Below are 21231 nucleotides of genomic sequence, written 5' to 3'. Positions count from 1 at the left end.
AATTATTCACAATATTCCCCATTTATTTTATTAAGCTGTTACATAATTGATTGGTTGATATTCTTACTTTTAACGTTCATAAAATTTATTCTTATACTAAAACATCTATTTCCCTGAAGATTTTTTATAAAAGAATGCTACAAATGCTTAATATAATTATAGAAATAACGATATACAGCAACGCAAAATTAACCTAAAAGCAAGCTAACTTGTATTCGTACTTGAATTCGCCTATAATGCCTAGATATTATATTTATACTAACCACATTTGGGGCTGATTCTGGATTCGACGGGATTTGCGAAACCCAAGGTGCATGCCGAGGTGCGGTAGGCCTCGTAAATAAACCGCAAAAAAATAGTCGCAAACGACGAAAACTACGCACTAGCAGCTTAATAACCTGCATAGAGCCTTCTCTCCCTAGCCTCCGCTCGTAGGACGGGGACCAAGAGGAGTCAAACCTAAACGAGATCGTGTGGAAGCCTTGCTTGGGGCGGAAGCATTAAACTTAATCAAGCTAGTCAATCAGTAGCGTGTTTGTTCGCAGCGGGTTGATGAAATTTAAAAACAAACTACGCATGTAGTACCAAGGATGTAGAAATTTCGGACGCGGGTTCAACTCCCGCCAGCTCCACCAATTCAATAAACAGTAACATTCTTTAAAGCGCTTAAAGCCTGCCAAACCTAGTAACAACAGGTCTTAAAAGCAATTTTATTACCCTGCAAGTATCATTAAGGTACATTCACAACCAAAATTTTTAGGTATACGGACGCAATATATCTATATCTCGTATACCTAAAATAATTATGGTTAGAAAAAACATCCATTAACAGACACTTAAATAAAAGCCATCAAGCCAAGAGATAAAAATTACTCTTTATTTGATGTTGGTAGTATATATCTCTTGGTTAAATTGAATAATTCTAAAACCAGGCGTTTATAAGTATACGTATCTGTATCCCCAAAAAGGCGCATTAATTAGCTTTGAAAGTTATCTTTAGGTTTCATTACAGTAAGCGAGGTTCAGAGGTAAACCTTAGTAGTGATACGGTAGCTTAAACTTAACAATATTGAATTTTCAGCAAGAAAACGAATAAGCATACAATATGATTTATACCTCCGAATTTGCCGATAAATACTCTGCATTACTTATCCTTATGGTTATACACTGTATATTATCTGCTCAATATCTATGTTAAATCAATATAAGTAAAAATTTAATATAGCATTCAAACAATAGGCGGTTGATTACGCTTTATTTAATGCATGTTTAAGCGCGCCAAGCTTAGTCCATGATATCAGGGACTAAGGCTGCGATGAGACAGTAAGAAGGATAAATCGGCATGATAAAAATCAGTCAGAAAACTAATTGATTTTATTTAAGTTTTTTATGGTGGTGGGTAATGATATTAATTCTTTGATTAAAAGTCTATCTAATGTTTTGGCGAGGATCATGCGACAGTAAGACTAAGTTAAATAACAGTTGATTATAGAGATTTACGCTGAAAATGATTAAATCAATATGATGTTTTTGCATTGGCAATCAATAGAACGAGTGGAGATTGTTCATAATTTTGTGTCAGTTTAATTCACAAAGAGAGTACCTTATCAAGACGATTAGAGAAAAATATCATCAACTGTGACAATGCTAAATTCAAATTTTGGGTTAGTATTGCCCGTATTTTCTTGCATTTTGCCACCTCAAATACCACAGCTTGAGCAAACTATTTTCATTTGTTTTGCAAATCGGTCAAAATAGATAACCAAAAATGCACCCTTTCGTTTTCAGATAAATATAAACCTAATGCTTTCTTTTTCGCTGCTAAATTCAGGGTGAGTAGGGTATAAACAGCCTTGCTGTGATAATTCCCATTTTATTTTATATTACAAGGTATTAAAAGTAAGCAAATACACAAAATTATTTATAGGGGTAAATCTAGGATTAGATTGTCTTTTAATTACCATTTTTTCTGTTTGTGTTCTTCATTATAATTAAACCAAATGACTAAGCCTTTTGACACGATAACATCAAGAGTTCCTTCAACAATATCGTATTGGGTTTCACCGATAAGCATATGACTGGTTGAACTTTTTTTGACATATTGATATGTCCATTGTATTTCATTTGAATTAATCTCTTTTCGAATTGTTGGCTCACCAAATAGTTTAATCATTTGTGATTCAGTTGTTGATCCTTCGACTATTTTACTCACTTTTTCTTTATTTAATGTGGTTCCTTGTTCTAAAAAATTCTTTTTTGAGCAACTTGATAAAATTATGATCGATAGGAATGCAATAAGAAACTTTTTTAAATTTTTCATGTATCGTTGTTTAATGTTAATACCTTGATGTTTGCCAATAATAGCACATGTTGGGCAACGTTCAAGGTGAGCTTGTATTTTTTATTATTGACAAATAATATTTAAATTAGAATAGGCTGTTAATAATAAAAATATGGAAACAGTTATTTTTGTTTCTTTATGTTTCCATATTTTTTCTTAATGGTGTTTTTATGTTCATTTTTTATTATGATTTAGTTGAAAGTTTATTCCTTACTCTGTCGCAACACTCGCTTTATTGGCTGCTTAGTTTTTCGATCGATATAACGGCTAGGCCAAATTTGGTGAGGTTCTAAATTTAATTCTTTAGCAATAATAACCTCCCCTTTTGTCCATGGGCGAACTAACGCATTGCTAAGCGTTGATGAGCTTAAACCGGATTGGCGTGATAGATTTGCAAGTGTTGTACCTTTCTTTTTTAGGGCGGCAATAATGTCTGCAGGATGCCAATCATTAGACTTTATTTTCATTTTTTATTTCCTCTTAGTTTATAACCTTGTATATCTATGTTATGCTCTTATGTTACTAAAACGTGTAAGTTTATAATTGGACTTTAGCTAATAATAATTTTTATTTCTTATTTATTGTATCAAAGTTTCTTTAATTTCTATAACTTTTTCTTATTTTGTTAAAATGGGATAGTAAAAATGAAAGAGTGGTTCTCATCAAAAGAGCTATCAAATATTGCAGGGATGCCATCAACGATACAAGGGGTTAATCGAAAAGCGAGAGCTGAAAATTGGACAGCCCGAAAAAGAGTTGGTGTTCGCGGTAAGGCTGTAGAATATCATATAGGTAGTTTACCGCTTAATGTTAAAAAAGCGTTATATATTGAAGAAGAAAGTGCTAGTTATGTCGTTTCGCCGATCGAGCCTTTACAACTATGGATGACTGCGTTTGAACAGTTATCCGTTGATGAGCAATCTATTGTTGCTTCATGGTTGATGCGAAATGGTATTAAAGAATTTATTACTTTTATTAACAAACAGAAAAAAGATAATTAGTGTTATTGTGTAAGCTGCGATATACTTTAACCTATGTAGAGTTCAATTTAATTGCTATGGAATAACCAATGGAAAGTCAGTTTCAATTAACAAATAGTAAAGAAATTATTGTTTATTTATCTCAACAATTTCCTAATTGTTTTACCCTTGAAGGTGAAGCAAAACCATTAAAGATTGGAATTTTTCAAGATATACTTTCTCGTTTAAACGAGAATGAAGCGCTAAGTAAAACTAAGTTACGTGCTGCACTGAGAGCATACACAATGAGTTGGCGTTACTTATACAGTATAAAAGAAGGGGTTAATCGCGTTGATTTAGATGGAAACCCAAGTGAGGCGATTAACCAAGAACAGATGGAACATGCTCAACAACAGTTGAAAGAGAGTAAGGAAAAGGCTAAAGAGCGTTTTAAAGAACAAGCAAAAGAAAAACGTAAAACTACTCATGCTCCCTCTAAAAAAACTAAAATTCTAAAAAATGGTGATTTTATTAGAGTTTTAATAGGTAAAAAACCTATAAAAGCGCAAATAATTAATATTGAAAAAGAGCAGATTAAAGTAAAGATTGGGGCAGGTATGGAATTAACGGTTAAACCTGAACATATTATCAATAAGTAGAGAATTTGAATGAATAAATTACTGAAAGGTATCATTGCTCTTGGTCTTATTTTGAGTGTTGCTGGTCAAAATGTTCAGGCAAAACCACAAAATAAAGAGCAAATTCCAGTTTTGAAGCAAGATGAGATCCACCAAGTTGTTGCTAAACGTGTAACTAATTTTTTTACTCAATCACATTATCGTAATTTTGCTTTAGATGGTGCTTTTTCTGCTCAGATTTTTGACCGCTATTTTAAATTATTAGATGGCAATAAGTTTATATTTATACAAAGCGATGTTGATAGCTTTCGAAATAGGCAAGAATCTTTAGGGCAAGAATTAATTGATGGCAATTTAAAAACAGCTTATGACATTTATAATCTTTTTTTACAAAAACGTTATAGCCGTTATCAATATGCACTTGAAGTTTTACAACGCCCAATGGATTTTTCTACCAATGATGAAGTTGATTTTAATCGTGAAGACATTGCTTGGCCAACTTCTGAAGCTGAACTTAATACTTATTGGAATAAGCGTGTTAAATATGACGAATTAAGTTTATCCTTATCAGGAAAAAATGAGAAAGAGATCCGCGAAGTTTTGACTAAACGTTATAATCGTGTTTTAAAGACGATAGTTCAATCAAATAATGAAGATGCTTTTCAGATTTTTATGAATGCATTTGCAAGAGAAATCGATCCCCATACTAGCTACTTGGCACCGCGTAAAAAACGAGATTTTGACTCTGAAATGAGTTTATCATTTGAAGGTATTGGCGCAACGTTAAGCCAGCAAGATGACTATACAGTAATTATGTCTTTTGTAACAGGTGGACCTGCAGAAAAAAGTAAGCTACTTTCTGTAGGCGATAAAATTATTGGTGTAGGTCAAAGCCGTTCTGCAATAGAAGATGTTATTGGTTGGCGTTTAGATGATATTGTCGATAAAATTCGTGGACCAAAAGGGACTATAGTTAAGTTAGAAATTTTACCAGCAGGTAACAATAGTAAGGCCAAAGTCATTGAGCTTACTCGTGATAAAATTCATTTTGAAGATCGTGAAGCGAAATTGAAGATCATTGATAATCAGCGCGGTAAAGTAGGGGTTATTGAAATACCGAGTTTCTACATGGGATTAACCGAAAAAGTGGAATCTCTTTTATCGAAAGCAAATGAAGAAAATTTGCAAGGTCTAGTCATTGATTTACGTGATAATGGCGGCGGTTCATTAACCGAAGTTATTAATTTGACTGGTTTATTTATTGATAGGGGACCAGTTGTTCAGGTTCGTGATAATTTACAAAAAGTCATCACTTACGATGACAAGAATAAAGGCATTGAGTATAGTGGGCCGCTTGTTGTCATGATTAATCGCTATAGTGCATCTGCTTCAGAGATATTTTCTGCAGCTATGCAAGATTATGGACGTGCATTAATTGTTGGCGAAACAACTTATGGGAAAGGAACTGTACAAACATCTCGTAACATTTCTTATCCAGTTGATGCGAGATTACACCCGAATTGGCCTGAATTGGGAGGAGCTCAATACACTATTCAGAAGTTTTATCGTATTAATGGTGGAAGCACTCAATTAAAAGGTGTTGAACCAGATATTGAAATGAATAAAATGAAGTATGCTGATAAGACAGGTGAACGATTCTTAGATAATGCGTTACCTTGGGATAAAATACCGTCAGCTAATTATTTGACTCTTGCCAATATCAAGTTACTGTTACCTGAGCTTGAATCATTGCACTTGGCTAGAATTTCAAAAAATCCTGAATTTATTTATATTGATGAAGATATTAAAAGGTTCAATGATCAAAAAGATCGCCAATATATTGTTTCGCTTAATAAAAATAAACGAGAAGCAGAACAAAAAACAAATGATGAACGCGATTTGAAAAGAATGAATGAGCGTTTAAAGAAGGCTGGTTTACCATCAATTAATAAATTAGACGATTTACCCAAAGATTATAAACAACCTGATGCTTACTTAGATGAATCTATCGAGATACTGCTTGATTTTGTGCCTAAATATCCGAAAATTGAAAGCAATAAATCTATTAACGAAATTATTTCGTTTGATTCACCGATCGAAAAGGCTAACTAATAATAAATAAGTGGAGGTAATAATAATGTGCTTAAATTTAAAATATGCATTGATCACAACAGTTGGCATACTAGCTGTACTAGCGACATTTGGTATTATTGTTTGTATGAATTAAAAAAGCTTGATTAATTATCTTGTGATTATTATAGTATGCAGCCTGCTTTAAAAAAAGCTGGCTCTAACAGTTAGGTGAGGTGTCCGAGTGGTTGAAGGAGCACGCCTGGAAAGTGTGTATACGGCAACGTATCAAGGGTTCGAATCCCTTCCTCACCGCCATATTTTGTTATTGAAGAATAGAACACTTAGTTCAACATTATTGTTAGAAGTAATCGTTAAGTTTGCTTTAACAAATTCTCTTTATTGAGGGTCGCTAGCTACAATAACAAATAATACCTTCCTCTCCTAGATTATTTGGAGCTACTATGGAAAATTTACGCACAGTTCAGGATTTTATACGCTGGACGGCATCACAACTTAGCCTATCAGATGTCTTTTTAGGGCACGGTACGGATAATCCTATTGATGAGTCTAAACAATTAATTTTGGCAACATTAGGATTATCGTTATTTGTCCCTGCAGAATTTTATTCCGCAAATCTGACCGATGAAGAAAAAAATCAACTGTTGGAGATTATTCATAAACGCATTAAAGATCGTGTGCCAACGCCTTATTTAACTAATCAAGCTTGGTTTTGTGGGCACGCTTTTTATGTTGATGAACGGGTATTAATTCCTCGTTCTCCTATTGGTGAATTAATTGATAACCATTTTAAACAGATAATATCCGCTGAACCTAAAAATATCTTAGATTTATGCGCGGGCAGTGGTTGTATTGGCATTGCTTGTGCTTATGAGTTTACCGATGCTCAAGTTGATATCACCGATATTTCATTAGAAGCATTAGATATTGCACAAACAAATATTGAAATGCACGAAATGGATTTTCGAGTTACGCCTATTTTGTCAGATCTATTTAATGATGTGCCTGTAAAACAATATGACCTAATTGTCACAAATCCACCTTACGTTGATAGTGAAGATATGAGTGATTTGCCTGACGAATTTTTATATGAACCTAAATTAGCATTAGAGGCAGGCGTTGATGGCTTAGATCTTGTAAAAAGAATTTTACGAGATGCGATAGATTATTTAACACCTGAGGGTGTATTAGTCTGTGAAGTTGGTAATAGTTGGGTTAGCCTACAGCAACAATACCCCAATGTACCTTTTAATTGGATTGAAACTAAGCATGGTGGACTGGGAGTATTTTCAATCACACGTGAAGCGCTGGTTCAATACCATTACTGTTTTAAATAAGCTGTTTTTAATAATTGGAATAAATTTATTATGGCAGGAAACTCAATTGGAAAATTATTTAAAGTGACCACATTTGGAGAATCGCATGGCATCGCATTAGGATGCGTTGTTGACGGTGTTCCTCCTGGACTTGCTTTAACTGAATCGGATATGCAATATGATCTTGACCGTCGTCGACCTGGCTCATCTCGTTATACCACTCAACGCCGTGAAGCAGATCAAGTCAAGATTTTATCAGGCGTGTTTGAGGGTGTTACAACAGGCACAAGTATTGGTTTGCTTATTGAAAATACTGATCAACGCTCCCAAGATTATAGCAAAATAAAAGATGTATTTAGACCAAGTCATGCTGACTATACCTATCAAAATAAATATGGTATACGCGATTATCGTGGTGGAGGTCGCTCTTCTGCCCGTGAAACAGCCATGCGGGTTGCTGCAGGCGCTATTGCTAAAAAGTATCTACAAGAAAAGCTTGGCGTAACTATTCGTGGTTATTTAGCTCAAATGGGCGATGTAAAATGCGAATTAAAAGATTGGCAACAAGTTGAACAAAACCCATTTTTTTGCGCTGATGAAAGTAAATTAAAAGAACTTGATCAGTTACTTAGAGCGCTAAAAAAAGAAGGCGACTCAATTGGCGCTAAAGTTTGTATTGTTGCCGAAAATGCTCCAGTAGGACTTGGTGAACCCGTATTTGACAAATTAGATGCTGAACTTGCACATGCGTTAATGAGTATTAATGCAGTGAAGGGCGTTGAAATTGGTGATGGTTATGCAGTTGTTAATAAACGAGGCAGTGAAAATCGAGATGAAATAACCAAGCAAGGTTTTTTATCTAACCATGCTGGCGGTATTTTAGGGGGGATTAGTTCAGGGCAAACGATATTAGCAAGTATAGCCTTAAAGCCGACGCCAAGTATTGAAATTGCTGGTCAATCAATCAATATTTATGGTGAACAAGTTGAAGTTTCAACCCATGGACGACATGATCCTTGTGTGGGAATACGTGCAGTACCCATAGCTGAAGCAATGGTTGCTATTGTGCTAATGGATCATTATTTACGTTACCGAGCTCAATGTAGCGATGTAAATCAGCTATGAGCTATGAATTACTTATCTTACTGTTTGTCATTGCTACTTTAGCGGGATTTATTGATTCAATTGCGGGTGGTGGTGGTTTATTAACTGTGCCAGCTTTACTAGCAGTTGGCTTACCGCCTGCAAGTGCATTGGCTACAAATAAATTACAAAGTTGTGGGGGATCATTTTCGGCTAGCTTATATTTTATTCGTCAGCGCATGGTGGATCTAACACAACAAAAATGGGCAATTGCTTTTGCTTTTATTGGCTCTGCAATGGGTTCATTATCAGTGATGCATGTCCAAGTTGATTTTTTGAAACTATTATTGCCTATTTTAACCATCGGAGTTGGGCTTTATTTTTTACTATCTCCAACCATTGGTGAAAACGATCGAAAAAGCCAACTTACACTTATCCAATTTGCTTTTGTTCCTGCTTTGGGTATTGGGTTTTATGATGGTTTTTTTGGACCTGGTGCTGGTTCGTTTTATGCTTTAGCCTATATTACATTGGCAGGCTTTAATTTAACCAAAGCAACCGCGCATACCAAAGTGCTAAACTTTACCTCAAATTTAGCTGGCTTGCTATTTTTTATTGTCGGTGGCGAAGTGGTATGGTCGCTTGGGCTTGTAATGCTAGTCGGTCAATTTATAGGTGCTAGAATTGGCGCTAAGATGGCTCTTACCAAAGGTCGCAAATTAATCAGGCCCATGCTAATTACCGTTTCAACTCTTATGAGTATCAAATTGATTTATGAAAATTTTTTTAATTTATTTCCAGTTAAATAATTAGCGCTTTGCTCTATTTTAATATTAATTGTGCGTTAGTGGCTTTGGCTAATATAACTAAAGCGATTTTATCGTTCAGTCAGTCGCATCTCTTTTCATTTTTCTCGACTAATCGCAAGTAAGCTATTGTTAAAAAATTTTAGAAAATTATATGTTTCAGTATAAAAGTGGAAACAATTATTCACTTCACTTAAATATTATTTAGTATATATTTGTATTAATTAAGATAGTTTGTGATAACACTGTTAACTAACATTATGAAACTTCAACAATTACGCTATATTTTAGAAATTGCTCGTTCGGGTTCAATTAATGAAGCGGCTAAGAATCTGTATATTACTCAGCCAAGTTTATCAACGGCAGTGAAAGATTTAGAAACTGAATTTGGCATTGAAATTTTTGTGCGTAGCTCTAAAGGTGTTTCTTTGTCGCCAGATGGCGTTGAGTTTTTAGGATATGCTAAGCAAGTATTAGATCAAGCCGAGTTATTAGAACAACACTATTCCAAAAAAGAGCCTTCTAAGCAATTATGTAGCATATCTACTCAGCATTATGCGTTTGCGGTGAATGCTTTTGTTAATTTAATTAAAAAAAACCATACTGATGAGTACGAGTTTACTTTAAGAGAAACAAAAACCCATGATATTATCACCGATGTTGCCAATTTGCGCAGTGAAGTTGGCATTTTATACCTAACGGATTTCAATCAAAAGGTCATTTTACGTTTACTAAAAGAGCATCGATTAACATTTTATCCACTTTTCGAAGCGCATCCTCATGTATTTATCAGTACTCACCATCCATTAGCTGAAATGAAATCATTAACGTTAGATGATTTAGAAGATTACCCTTACCTCTCTTTTGAGCAAGGTGAGTATAACTCATTTTATTTTTCAGAAGAGATTTTAAGTACGGTTTACCATAAAAAAAGTATTCATGTGAGTGATAGGGCAACTTTGTTTAATCTATTGCATGGACTTAATGGTTATACTATTAGCACTGGGGTGTTAAGTACCGATTTAAATGGATCTGATATTTTATCAATACCGTTAGATGTAGAAGAAAAAATCCTAATTGGCTGGATCACCTCACAAAAAGCGCAATTAAGTATATCAGCGCAAAATTATATTGAAGCGCTTAAAAAACTCATTCAAGAAGAATATGGTTTTAAGTTGAAATAAGGTTGTTAAATTAAGAATAAATCGAATTGCTATTTTAATAAATTCTAGTATAATTGCGCGTAATTCATATAGCTACTAATATAGCTACTATATGAATATCGAGGAATGTCTGAATTAGAGATCGGTCATTCCGTATTTTATTTTGATTTTAAGAGGTTTGTTATGTCTCTAACTGTAGAAGCTAAAGCGAAAATCGTTGCCGAATATGGGCGAGGAACTAACGACACTGGTTCAACTGAAGTTCAAGTTGCTCTTTTGACTGCACGTATCAATGATTTACAAGGTCATTTTTCTGAGCACAAGAAAGATCATCATAGTCGTCGTGGTTTATTACGTATGGTGTCTAGTCGTCGTAAATTATTAGATTATTTACGTCGTAAAGATATTGAACGTTATAGTCAATTGATTAAGAAACTAGGTTTACGTCGCTAATTCATAATCTACTTGAAAAGAGGCTTAGGCCTCTTTTTCGTTGTGAAAAAACAGCGTTCTGATATAATGTAGAGCACGAAAATAAAAATTAACATTTTATGTAATTCAACAAAGTGAAGATTGTGTCTCATGTTTCGCGCGACTAATGAGAGCTTTATAACTTATAGATTTGTCATTAGTCGTGACAGTGAAATAATCTTTTTGTTGAAAGTATCCCCCACATTGTTGAAGAGAATATCAATAAGAGTAGTGTAATGTTACTCCCAGTCGAAATATCAAACTTCAACATAATAAATAACAAGAGGACATTATTTTGTTTAACCCGACTTCTCAAAAATTTCAATATGGCCGTCATACAGTAACTTTAGAAACTGGTATTATGGCTCGTCAAGCAACGGCAGCTGTTATGGTGAATATGGATGATACCGCCGTATTTGTTACCGTTGTTGCCAATAAAAAAGTGAAAGAAGGTCAAGACTTCTTCCCACTAACAGTTAATTACCAAGAACGTACCTATGCAGCTGGGCGTATTCCTGGTGGTTTTTTTAAACGAGAAGGTCGTCCAAGTGAAGGTGAAACCTTAATTGCACGTTTGATTGACCGTCCACTTCGCCCATTATTCCCTGAAGGGTTTGTTAATGAAATCCAAATTATTGCGACCGTGGTTTCAGTAAATCCTGATGTGAGCCCAGACTTAGTTGCTATGATTGGTGCTTCTGTTGCGCTTTGCTTATCAGGTGTGCCATTCCATGGTCCTATTGGTGCTGCACGTGTAGGCTTTATTAATGATGAATTTGTCTTAAATCCATCTGTAAAAGAATTGGCTAAAAGTCGTTTAGATTTAGTGGTTGCTGGAACTAAAAGTGCAGTCTTAATGGTTGAATCTGAAGCTGATTTACTTACTGAAGATCAAATGTTAGCAGCGGTGGTATTTGGTCATGAACAACAACAAGTTGTTATTGACAATATTAATGAATTTGTAAAAAAAGCCAATTGCGAAAAATGGGATTGGGTAGCACCAGCTAAAAACGAAGCATTATATAATGCGATTGTTGAGCTAGCTAAAGAGCGTTTAGGTGAAGCTTATCGTATTACCGAAAAACAAGCGCGTTATGCACAAATTGATTTAATCAAAGAAGAAGTGTTAGCTACGTTAAAAGAACAAAATGAAGAGCTTGATGAAAACGAAGCGATTAATATTATTGTCGATTTAGAAAGCCAAATTGTTCGTCAACGTGTGATTGCCGGTGAGCCACGTATTGATGGTCGTGAAAAAGATATGATTCGTGCGCTTGATATTCGTACTAATGTTTTACCAAGAACACATGGTAGCGCATTGTTTACGCGTGGTGAAACGCAAGCATTAGTTACGGCGACTTTAGGTACTGAACGTGATGCACAAATCATAGATGAGTTAACAGGCGAATATACTGAGCGCTTCTTACTTCATTATAACTTTCCTCCATATTCTGTTGGTGAAACAGGTATGGTAGGCTCTCCAAAACGTCGAGAAATCGGTCATGGTCGTTTAGCTAAACGTGGTGTGGCTGCGGTAATGCCAAGTAAGGAAGAATTCCCATACACTGTGCGTGTGGTTTCTGAAATCACTGAGTCAAATGGTTCGTCTTCAATGGCTTCGGTTTGTGGCGCTTCGCTTGCGCTTATGGATGCTGGTGTACCGATTAAGTCTTCTGTTGCTGGTATTGCAATGGGGCTAGTGAAAGAAGGCGATCAGTTTGTTGTGTTATCTGATATTTTAGGTGATGAAGATCATCTTGGTGATATGGACTTTAAAGTAGCTGGTACTCGCGACGGTGTGAGTGCGCTTCAAATGGATATCAAGATTGAAGGTATCACTAAAGAAATTATGCAAGTTGCATTAAATCAAGCTAAGGGTGCTCGATTACATATTTTAGGTGTAATGGAACAAGCTATTAATCAACCTCGTCAAGAGATTTCTGAATTTGCTCCTCGTATTTATACGATGAATGTTAATCCAGATAAGATCCGCGATATTATTGGTAAAGGCGGTGCAACAATTCGTGCTTTAACCGAAGAGACAGGTACAACCATTGAAATTGCAGACGATGGTACCGTTAAGATTGCAGCCTCTGATGGAAATAAAGCTAAAGATGCTATGGCTCGCATTACTAACTTGGTTGCTGATGTTGAAATAGGTAAAATTTATACGGGAAAAGTAACTAGAATTGTTGACTTTGGCGCTTTTGTATCTGTTATCGGCGGAAAAGAAGGGCTAGTCCACGTTTCCCAAATAGCTGATCATCGAGTCGAAAAAGTGGCTGATTATCTAAAATTAGGTCAAGAAGTCAATGTCAAAGTGCTTGAAATTGATCGCCAAGGTAGAATCCGTCTGAGTATGAAAGATGCTGTTGAGCCAGCAGTAGACGTAGCTCCGACCGCAGAATAAATATATTATTCACTAGGGGGATAAAAGTGAGATTATTCAACCTGAGGACTGTATGCTGCTTTTTACTGGCTGTTATTCTTTTGTCGGGTTGTTCTAACTCTCAGCTCCTGCTGGCTGTTCCTGAGCAAGTTTCTTATGATGATGAGTTAAAAATTGCTCAGATCAGCCAGCAGTTATCTCAAAAAAATATTGACACTGCAACGCGTATGCAGCTCATTTTTCAGCGTGGAATTGTTTACGATTCATTAGGGTTTAAAGCTTTTGCACAAAGTGATTTTTCTTATTTGTTAAATTTTAACCCTGGAATTCCTGATGTTTATAATTTTTTGGGAACTTATGCTCTGCGAGAAGGTAATTTTGATGAGGCTTTAACGTCCTTTAATACTACATTAGAGCTTGATCCTACTTATGCTTATGCCTATTTAAATCGGGCAATTACCTTGTATCGCACTGGGCATTACCAAGCAGCAGAACGTGATGCATTGCAGTTTTATCAATATGATGTGAATGAACCTATCAGGATTTTATGGCTTTATTTGATCGAAAAGGAAACAGACAATAAGTCTGCTCAAAATGAGCTACAAAAACGTTATGAGCTGATTAATGATAAAACGAGTTACAGTGGTAATATTATTGCATTTTATTTAGGAAAAATAAGTGAGTCTAAATTAATGCAAAACCTTCAAGAAGGCGTTGAGAGTAATCGGCAGTTAGCCGAACGCCTTTGTGAAGCCTACTTTTACTTAGGTAAGTATTACCAAAGTAAAGGTGACGACGAGCGTGCCAAAATGTTATTTAAATATGCTTTAGCAAATAATATTTATAATTATGTTGAACATCAACAGGCACTCTATGAAATGAAGTTACTTGAAGAAAAGTAACAAGGGTCATGCCAGTTTTAAAAGTGAAAATGTCGTTATAGCGTATTCTGATTTGCCAGTAATATATTCTTAACATTTAATAATGCTGTTAGCTTTATTTTCGATTATATAAACGTTAATTAGTTTTAAATCTATTTTGTTTTATATCGAATCGTTGTTAAGTCGATATCGGCAGTTAGTTATTGGGGTTAGTTGTAAATTTTCAATTTAGTGAGCTGGCATAAATTTATATTTGCTTTGTTTATTTGCTTGGCAAAATAAGATAATTAACTATTGATGTTTATTCATAAATATTAATATCTTTGCCAACGAAATAAATAAGTTTATATATTCAAAATTTATAAGCGAGTTTACATGACAAAAGAAGTTTCTTTTATTGACCTTGGTTTATCCGAGGATATCCTTAACGCCTTAAATGATCTTGGTTTTAGCAAACCATCACCTATCCAATCTGAGTGTATTCCTCTATTATTAGATGGTAATGATGTATTGGGTATGGCACAAACAGGTAGCGGTAAAACAGCTGCGTTTTCAATTCCTTTTTTAATGAATATTGATGCAAATTTAAAAGCACCACAACTTTTAGTTTTAGCACCAACGCGAGAATTAGCAATACAAGTTGCTGATGCTTGCTCTGAATATTCAAAATATATGAAAGGAGTAAAAGTTCTTGCTTTATATGGTGGGCAACGCTACGACGTCCAGTTACGTGCCTTAAAACAAGGTCCACAAATTGTGGTTGGTACACCAGGACGTTTACTCGATCATTTAAATCGCAAAACATTGGATCTTTCCAATCTAAAAGGTTTAGTACTTGATGAAGCAGATGAAATGCTAAGAATGGGATTTATTGATGATGTAGAAAGCATCATGGCAACGATCCCAGAAGATCATCAAACAGCATTATTTTCGGCAACAATGCCAGCACCAATTCGTCGTATTACTAAACGATTTATGCATAATCCAAAGGAAGTTCAAATTAAAGGGACTAATCAAACAGCACCTGATATTGATCAAAGTTATTGGCTTGTTCGTGGTATGCGTAAAAACGAAGCGATTGTTCGCTTCTTAGAAGCAGAAGATTTTGATGCCGCTATCATATTTGTTCGAACAAAATCAGCCACTTTAGATGTAGCTGATGTGCTTGAAAAAAATGGTTATAGTTGCGCTGCTTTAAATGGCGATATGACACAACAATTACGAGAACAGACCTTAGATCGCTTACGTAAAGGTCGGCTTGATATTTTAATTGCAACTGATGTTGCTGCTCGTGGGTTAGATGTTGAGCGTATTAGTTTAGTTATCAATTATGATATCACATTAGATTCTGAATCTTATGTTCACCGTATTGGACGAACAGGTCGAGCAGGTCGAGCAGGTCGAGCTATTTTATTTGTTGATAGCCGTGAACGTCGTTTACTTAAGAATATCGAACAAACTATTAAAAAACCGATTCCAGAAGTTGGATTACCATCTAAAGAGCTACTCGAAAAACGTCGTTTAGTTAAATTTACTGAGCAAGTCCGAACACAACTTGAAAGTAGCGATTTAGATCAATACCAAAATCTATTAGCACAAATACAATCTGATAGCGGAGCTGATTTAGAAACAATTGCAACTGCTTTATTAAAATTAGCGCAAGGTGAACGCCCACTAATTTTACCACCAGATCCAGTATTTAAACCTGCACGAGAAATGCGAGATCGTGATAGCCGAGGAGGCGAGCGCCGGTTGCGTGGTGATAACCGTGAATCACCCAAACGTCGAGAGCGCCGAGATGTTGGCGATATGGATATGTACCGCATTGAAGTGGGTAAAGAAAACGGTATTGAAGTTCGTCATATTGTTGGAGCAATTGCCAATGAAGCTGATATTAGTAGTCGGTACATTGGTAATATTAAACTTTATGATACTTATTCAACTGTTGAATTACCAAAAGGCATGCCGAAAGACATGTTGAAACATTTTGAAAAAGTAAGAGTTCTTAATCAACCAATGAAAATGAGCCTATGTACTGGCACAACGGCTGAAGCAAAGCGAGGCCGTAAAAGTGGCAAATCTGATATATCTGATAAAGGATTTGCAAAAAAGCGTGGTCGCCCTTCAGCACCTAAATTTTAATGATGTTAACCTCTGCCATCTGGCAGAGGTAAATTTATCTCCTCTCATTTTGAACAACTACTAGCAAAGTAGTTCGCCCTATATGCCATGCAATATTGAGGCCATGCAAGATTGAGTTAGAAAATTAATGATATAACTTCAAAAGTTAATCAATACGAGGTAAGTATGGTTAGCGGCCTAGTTATTGCAAATAAGTAATATAGACATAATGAATTAGCCATAAATTTTTCTGAGAAATAAACTAAAATAAAACAATGTTAGTGTTTTGCCCTAAGTTAGGATTGAGAGTATACTGTTGCTAATATTAAACGGTAAACAGAGGTATAGCATGGCAAATTCCTTAAATAAATGTAAAGCTAATGAAACAGCAGCATGTTGTTGTGTGGATGTTGGTACAATAATTGACAACGAAGATTGTACTGCTGGTTATGAGCACGTTTTTGCAACAGAATCAGAAGCTCAAGCTAAATTGGCTTCATTAACACAAGCTGCAAAAAATGTTGAAACAGAACCATGCAAAATTGATAGCAATATTGAAAAAGTTAACGATGGATTTAAATTATCAGTAAAATTTACCTTTTGCTGTGGTGCAGAATCTATGATTTTTCAATTAAAATTACGTTAATTAACTATAGATGAAAATTAACTATAAATGAAAGTTTGCATTATGAGACACGGTGAAGCAGGGTTTTCTGCTTCATCGGATTTTAACAGAGTCTTAACCAATTATGGTATAAAACAGTCGAATCAAGCTGGAATGTGGCTTAAAGGGCAAGGTTATCAATTTGAGCTTGGTTTAGTCAGCCCTTATTTACGTGCTCAACAGACATTTACTGCATTATCATCACATGTTAATGTTGCAAAGATTGAAACTGATCAGTTTTTAGTGCCCGGTGGTAACTCATCACATGCCGCTGGCATATTAACGATGTTGCTAGCTGAAGGAACTGAAAATGTAATAGTGGTATCACATCTACCGCTAGTGGGATATTTAGTTAATGAATTGTGCCCGCAAATCAATCCTCCTATGTTTCCTACAGCGGCAATTGCTTGTATTAATTTGTCGTTAGACTCTGCAGGAAAACTTGAATGGTTTTATCAAGCGGAGTAAAAAAACTTAATCTTTTTGATTTGCCGTTAACTGGTCGAGCTTTAATTGAAGCATCGGCTGGAACAGGCAAAACTTATTCACTCACCTTCATTTACTTAAGGTTATTACTTGGCATCGGCCAAAATAGCTACCCAAGACCTTTAGAGGTTAACGAAATTCTGGTGGTTACTTTTACCAAAGCGGCGACCCAAGAACTACGTTCTCGAATAAGGAAAAATATACAAGAACTACGAATTGGATTATTGGAAGGACAACATCAAGATCCTATTTATCAACAACTCATTGAATTAGTTGACGATCGAAAATTAGCGGTGCAACGACTTACCGTTGCTCAACAATCAATGGATGATGCGGCAATTTATACTATCCATAGTTTTTGCCAGCGTATACTCACCAGTCATGCGTTTGAATCTGGCGTGTTATTTGAGCAAAAGTTAGTTTCAGATGAATCACAACTAAAATTGCGAGTAACACAAGACTTTTGGCGCCACTACTTTACGCCACTGGATAAATCGCTTGCCTATTTAGTCCTTGCAACATGGCAAGATCCAACGGAATTATTGAAAGATATTACCCCATATTTAGGCTTAGATCTAAACGACAATAAACCGATAAATCCAGATATCACAGCTAAAATTAAAGCGTTTCATCAAATAAATTATGAGAAAATTGAAAATGTTAAGCAGTCTTGGCTAGCGTCGGTTGATGAGTTAGTCGATATCATTTCTCAATCAGGTGTCAGCAAACAATCTTATAGTAGCCGACATTTACCCAATTGGGTAATAAAAGTATCAGCATGGGCTAACAGCGCAACTCAAACGTTTGAATTACCAGATGAACTTAAAAAATTTAAGCAATCGGTATTAATCGAAAAGACAAAAGAAGGAAAGAATGCGCCATACCATTTTGTTTTTGATCAGATTGACGGCTTATTCAAACAATCGTTTGATTTACGTAGCCAAATTTTAATAGATATCGTCAGTGTGATTCAAAAAGATCTTTACAACGAGAAACTTAAAAATGGCGAAATGAGCTTTGATGATCTTATTGGGCAACTTAATCGCGCATTACATGCAAAAACAGGTGCACGATTAGCGAAAAGTATAGCTTCAAAATACTGTGTTGCCTTGATTGATGAATTCCAAGATACCGATCCTGCGCAATATCAAATTTTTAACCATATCTATGGTAACAAACAGACCGATCGAGGCTTACTGTTTATTGGCGATCCTAAGCAAGCAATTTACAGTTTTCGGGGCGCTGATATATTCACTTATTTAAAAGCTAAACAATCGGCAGGAGAAAATTATTTTACCATGGATGTAAACCATCGTTCGTCGGCAGCAATGGTTAACGCTGTTAACCAATTGTTTGCTAATTGCGATAATCCATTCATATTTGAAGATATTCCTTTTTTACCTATGGATGTAGCAAAGCAGAATCAACAAAAGTCTTTGCAAATTAATAACCAAGAAATAGGTGCCTTAACGGCATATTTATTGCCTGACGAAATTACAACCAAAACAGATTATCAAAATCACATGGCAAATTGTTGTGCTGATCAAATTGTGACTTTGTTATCTAACTCATCAATATTAATTGATAATGAAAAACAACAGCGCCCCGTAACAACGGCTGATATTGCCATCTTAGTACGCACTGGGCGTGAAGCAGAAATTATTCAACAAAAATTGGCTAATTGTGGTGTTAAAAGTGTTTATCTATCAAACCATAGTAGTGTTTTTTCGTCAAATGAGGCAAAAGATGTATTGAATCTACTACAGGCTGTTTTAATGCCTGAAAACGAAGCAACACTAAGGTTAGCGTTGATGACGTCATTGCTAGGGCAAACCATGACTGAGCTAGAGCAAATCACTGACAATCAAGACAAATGGGAAAGTTTAGTTGAAGAGTTCAAACAATACCAAGCAATTTGGCAATATTATGGTGTGTTAGTTATGTTACGCCGAATGATGAAAAAACGTCATTTAGCTGAAAACATATTAGCTCACAAAGATGGTGAGCGAATATTAACCAACTTAATGCATTTGGGGGAATTACTACAAGATGCATCACATGAATTAGATAGCCCACATGCGTTAATTCGTTGGTTTACAAAGCAAATAGTTAGCCCAGATCTTAACTTAGAAAATCATCAGCAACGCCTCGAAAGTGATGAAAATCTCGTTAAGATTATTACTATTCATAAATCAAAGGGATTGGAGTTCCCGATTGTTTGGTTACCATTTATTTCATTGTGTCGAATATCAGATAGCCAATTTTATCATGATAAAAATGATGATTATCAGCTAAATTATGTATGGCGGTTAACTGACGAGATTAAACAACAAATAGAAAACGAACGACTTGCTGAAGATTTACGATTATTATATGTTGCAATGACGCGCTCTGTTTACCATTGTTACATTGGTCTTGCCTCATTGAAGGCCAATCAATCTGCTATTAATTATTTATTAAATAGTGAATTAAGATCAATTGAACGTATGGCTAATTTAGTCGATGTACAATTACCCGTAGAGTGTAAGCAGTATATTCCTCAAATTTTGCCAAACCCAGTTTTGTCAGCTAACGTATTTTCGCGCAATATCTCAAGTGATTGGCGGGTCACAAGTTACACGGAATTACAAAAACATAATGATCAAATATTGGCTTACCATCCTGATATTATTAATGACTGGGACGAACCACAACTTGACACAAACAGTTCCCTGCCAGCCGATTTTCAATATGATATTCATCATTTTCCTAAAGGGGCATATGTCGGTACATTAATGCATAGCATTATGGAAGAGGTCACGCCAGATAACCTTGATGCATTATGCAATAACATGTTGACAAAGCTAAATTTAGAACCAGCATGGCATAGTGTAATAACTAAATGGATGCAGCAAGTATTGGGTACACAACTGCATAAGCCAAATTTAATCTTATCAAAAGTATTATTGGATCAACATATTAATGAATTGCAATTTTATCTCCCTATACGCAAAACGGTAACTAGCCAGCAATTAGATAGCTTATGTAAACGATATGATAATTTGTCAAAATTATGCCCAAAGTTAGACTTTGACGCTGTACAAGGCATGTTAAAAGGATTTATTGATTTAGTCTTTAAATTTGAAGGAAAATATTATGTGGTTGATTACAAATCAAATTGGCTAGGTAAGTGCGTTGAATCTTATCATCAAGCCGCTTTAGAAAAAGTGATGTGTGAGCATCGCTATGATTTGCAATATCAACTTTATTGTTTAGCATTGCATCGTTTTTTAAAAAATCGCTTAACAAATTATCAATACCAAACGCATTTTGGCGGTGTTTATTACCTGTTTTTGCGTGGCATGCCTGAACATGGCGTCTTTTACCATCGACCTGAACAAGCCTTTATTGAAGAGCTTGATAAGTTATTTGATGGGAAAAACATTGTTTAATTTATTTGCATCATCAATTTTTAGTGCTATGCTTTCAAGATGTTGCAACTTATAAAAATTTTCAATAGGTGTATTTATGACTAAAGTAAAAATCAAAGATACTTTTTGCCGTATACTTCCTAGATAATTAATTACCATTTTCAATGAAAAGGAAACTTATATATTTCCTACTTGCAGGGCTTGTTTATAATAATTTTTAATCATAGTTATGCTCACACCCCCAACAATTTTTATCCATTACATCCGATGAAAAACAACGATCTAATTAGCCTGTATAGAATGGTATCTATATATTATTAAATGTTTTTGTCACTTCCTATTTTTTAAAGGCTGCTGGCTGTATTTTGCACGATATGTATATAAAATGATAATTTTTAATGTGATATCAATC

At 35.2% G+C, this 21231-nt stretch carries 17 protein-coding genes, 1 tRNA gene, 1 other RNA gene and 1 pseudogene; 17 read left to right on the top strand and 3 right to left on the bottom strand.

What is annotated here, in order from left to right; all coding sequences use genetic code 11:
• Window positions 1-270 precede the first annotated feature (270 nt).
• Window positions 271-635: a transfer-messenger RNA gene (gene ssrA / locus A9G42_RS01025) on the top strand.
• A 1097-nt stretch (window positions 636-1732) separates the two neighbouring features.
• Here ssrA and A9G42_RS14200 read toward each other — a convergent pair.
• The 3 genes and pseudogenes from A9G42_RS14200 to A9G42_RS01015 form a co-directional block, all read right to left on the bottom strand.
• Window positions 1733-1873: pseudogene (locus tag A9G42_RS14200) on the bottom strand (IS256 family transposase); the annotation flags it as partial.
• An 84-nt stretch (window positions 1874-1957) separates the two neighbouring features.
• Window positions 1958-2320 carry an outer membrane protein assembly factor BamE domain-containing protein gene (bamE, locus tag A9G42_RS01020; RefSeq protein WP_065652375.1) on the bottom strand — a complete coding sequence of 121 codons (363 nt, stop codon included), beginning with the start codon at window positions 2318-2320 and terminating at the stop codon, window positions 1958-1960.
• Window positions 2321-2544: 224 nt separating this feature from the next.
• On the bottom strand, window positions 2545-2808 hold the full coding sequence (locus A9G42_RS01015; RefSeq protein WP_065567231.1) for a helix-turn-helix domain-containing protein: 264 nt from the start codon (window positions 2806-2808) through the stop codon (window positions 2545-2547).
• 177 nt (window positions 2809-2985) lie between these two features.
• Here A9G42_RS01015 and A9G42_RS01010 point away from each other — a divergent pair, with 177 nt between their 5' ends.
• From A9G42_RS01010 to recB, 16 genes are all read left to right on the top strand, one after another.
• Window positions 2986-3342, top strand: coding sequence for a DNA-binding protein (locus A9G42_RS01010; protein ID WP_065567230.1), 357 nt, complete (start codon window positions 2986-2988; stop codon window positions 3340-3342).
• A gap of 68 nt (window positions 3343-3410) precedes the next feature.
• Entirely contained in the window at window positions 3411-3959 is a 549-nt protein-coding gene (gene proQ, locus A9G42_RS01005; protein ID WP_065652374.1) for an RNA chaperone ProQ, read from the top strand.
• Window positions 3960-3968: 9 nt separating this feature from the next.
• The gene (prc, locus tag A9G42_RS01000) at window positions 3969-6050 is read left to right on the top strand and encodes a carboxy terminal-processing peptidase (protein ID WP_065652373.1); all 2082 of its coding nucleotides are present in this window, start codon (window positions 3969-3971) and stop codon (window positions 6048-6050) included.
• Between the two features lie 25 nt (window positions 6051-6075).
• Complete coding sequence (gene cydH / locus A9G42_RS14595) at window positions 6076-6165, top strand: cytochrome bd-I oxidase subunit CydH (protein WP_141672040.1); 90 nt, start codon at window positions 6076-6078, stop codon at window positions 6163-6165.
• 73 nt (window positions 6166-6238) lie between these two features.
• Window positions 6239-6326 (top strand) — tRNA-Ser (locus A9G42_RS00995).
• Between the two features lie 146 nt (window positions 6327-6472).
• Window positions 6473-7366: a 50S ribosomal protein L3 N(5)-glutamine methyltransferase gene (gene prmB / locus A9G42_RS00990; RefSeq protein WP_065588592.1), complete on the top strand. Its 894-nt coding sequence runs from the start codon at window positions 6473-6475 to the stop codon at window positions 7364-7366.
• Window positions 7367-7396: 30 nt separating this feature from the next.
• The gene (aroC, locus tag A9G42_RS00985) at window positions 7397-8470 is read left to right on the top strand and encodes a chorismate synthase (RefSeq protein ID WP_065588591.1); all 1074 of its coding nucleotides are present in this window, start codon (window positions 7397-7399) and stop codon (window positions 8468-8470) included.
• Window positions 8467-9237 carry a TSUP family transporter gene (locus tag A9G42_RS00980; protein ID WP_065588590.1) on the top strand — a complete coding sequence of 257 codons (771 nt, stop codon included), beginning with the start codon at window positions 8467-8469 and terminating at the stop codon, window positions 9235-9237. The genes aroC and A9G42_RS00980 overlap by 4 nt, the downstream gene beginning before the upstream one ends.
• A 257-nt stretch (window positions 9238-9494) precedes the next feature.
• Window positions 9495-10418 (top strand): LysR family transcriptional regulator, encoded by a 924-nt coding sequence (locus tag A9G42_RS00975; RefSeq protein WP_065567224.1) that lies wholly within the window; start codon window positions 9495-9497, stop codon window positions 10416-10418.
• A 162-nt stretch (window positions 10419-10580) separates the two neighbouring features.
• Complete coding sequence (gene rpsO / locus A9G42_RS00970; RefSeq protein ID WP_065567223.1) at window positions 10581-10850, top strand: 30S ribosomal protein S15; 270 nt, start codon at window positions 10581-10583, stop codon at window positions 10848-10850.
• 313 nt (window positions 10851-11163) lie between these two features.
• Window positions 11164-13278 carry a polyribonucleotide nucleotidyltransferase gene (gene pnp / locus A9G42_RS00965; RefSeq protein ID WP_065652372.1) on the top strand — a complete coding sequence of 705 codons (2115 nt, stop codon included), beginning with the start codon at window positions 11164-11166 and terminating at the stop codon, window positions 13276-13278.
• Window positions 13279-13304: 26 nt separating this feature from the next.
• Window positions 13305-14159 (top strand): lipoprotein NlpI, encoded by an 855-nt coding sequence (nlpI, locus tag A9G42_RS00960; RefSeq protein ID WP_065652371.1) that lies wholly within the window; start codon window positions 13305-13307, stop codon window positions 14157-14159.
• A gap of 354 nt (window positions 14160-14513) precedes the next feature.
• Window positions 14514-16280, top strand: coding sequence for a DEAD/DEAH family ATP-dependent RNA helicase (locus tag A9G42_RS00955; RefSeq protein ID WP_082211739.1), 1767 nt, complete (start codon window positions 14514-14516; stop codon window positions 16278-16280).
• A gap of 328 nt (window positions 16281-16608) precedes the next feature.
• On the top strand, window positions 16609-16905 hold the full coding sequence (locus A9G42_RS00950; RefSeq protein WP_065567220.1) for a YfcZ/YiiS family protein: 297 nt from the start codon (window positions 16609-16611) through the stop codon (window positions 16903-16905).
• A gap of 42 nt (window positions 16906-16947) precedes the next feature.
• Window positions 16948-17391 (top strand): phosphohistidine phosphatase SixA, encoded by a 444-nt coding sequence (gene sixA / locus A9G42_RS00945; RefSeq protein WP_218837731.1) that lies wholly within the window; start codon window positions 16948-16950, stop codon window positions 17389-17391.
• A complete protein-coding gene (recB, locus tag A9G42_RS00940) occupies window positions 17370-20840 on the top strand; it encodes an exodeoxyribonuclease V subunit beta (RefSeq protein ID WP_065652369.1) in 3471 nt (1156 codons plus the stop codon). The genes sixA and recB overlap by 22 nt, the downstream gene beginning before the upstream one ends.
• The last annotated feature ends 391 nt before the right edge of the window (window positions 20841-21231 follow it).

It is taken from the genome of Gilliamella sp. Nev6-6 (assembly GCF_001690605.1).
GTDB classification, from domain to species: Bacteria; Pseudomonadota; Gammaproteobacteria; order Enterobacterales; family Orbaceae; genus Gilliamella; species Gilliamella apicola_C.
The sequence above is the reverse complement of the archived record's forward strand: the minus strand, read 5'-3'. Positions and strand labels throughout refer to the sequence as shown.

Excerpts from the sequence above, each read along its gene's own strand:
- bamE (WP_065652375.1), bottom strand. The coding sequence starts at position 2,320 with ATGAAAAATTTAAAAAAGTTTCTTATTGCATTCCTATCGATCATAATT.
- A9G42_RS01015 (WP_065567231.1), bottom strand. The coding sequence starts at position 2,808 with ATGAAAATAAAGTCTAATGATTGGCATCCTGCAGACATTATTGCCGCC.
- A9G42_RS01010 (WP_065567230.1), top strand. The coding sequence starts at position 2,986 with ATGAAAGAGTGGTTCTCATCAAAAGAGCTATCAAATATTGCAGGGATG.
- proQ (WP_065652374.1), top strand. The coding sequence starts at position 3,411 with ATGGAAAGTCAGTTTCAATTAACAAATAGTAAAGAAATTATTGTTTAT.
- prc (WP_065652373.1), top strand. The coding sequence starts at position 3,969 with ATGAATAAATTACTGAAAGGTATCATTGCTCTTGGTCTTATTTTGAGT.
- cydH (WP_141672040.1), top strand. The coding sequence starts at position 6,076 with ATGTGCTTAAATTTAAAATATGCATTGATCACAACAGTTGGCATACTA.
- prmB (WP_065588592.1), top strand. The coding sequence starts at position 6,473 with ATGGAAAATTTACGCACAGTTCAGGATTTTATACGCTGGACGGCATCA.
- aroC (WP_065588591.1), top strand. The coding sequence starts at position 7,397 with ATGGCAGGAAACTCAATTGGAAAATTATTTAAAGTGACCACATTTGGA.
- A9G42_RS00980 (WP_065588590.1), top strand. The coding sequence starts at position 8,467 with ATGAGCTATGAATTACTTATCTTACTGTTTGTCATTGCTACTTTAGCG.
- A9G42_RS00975 (WP_065567224.1), top strand. The coding sequence starts at position 9,495 with ATGAAACTTCAACAATTACGCTATATTTTAGAAATTGCTCGTTCGGGT.
- rpsO (WP_065567223.1), top strand. The coding sequence starts at position 10,581 with ATGTCTCTAACTGTAGAAGCTAAAGCGAAAATCGTTGCCGAATATGGG.
- A9G42_RS00955 (WP_082211739.1), top strand. The coding sequence starts at position 14,514 with ATGACAAAAGAAGTTTCTTTTATTGACCTTGGTTTATCCGAGGATATC.
- A9G42_RS00950 (WP_065567220.1), top strand. The coding sequence starts at position 16,609 with ATGGCAAATTCCTTAAATAAATGTAAAGCTAATGAAACAGCAGCATGT.
- sixA (WP_218837731.1), top strand. The coding sequence starts at position 16,948 with ATGAGACACGGTGAAGCAGGGTTTTCTGCTTCATCGGATTTTAACAGA.
- recB (WP_065652369.1), top strand. The coding sequence starts at position 17,370 with ATGGTTTTATCAAGCGGAGTAAAAAAACTTAATCTTTTTGATTTGCCG.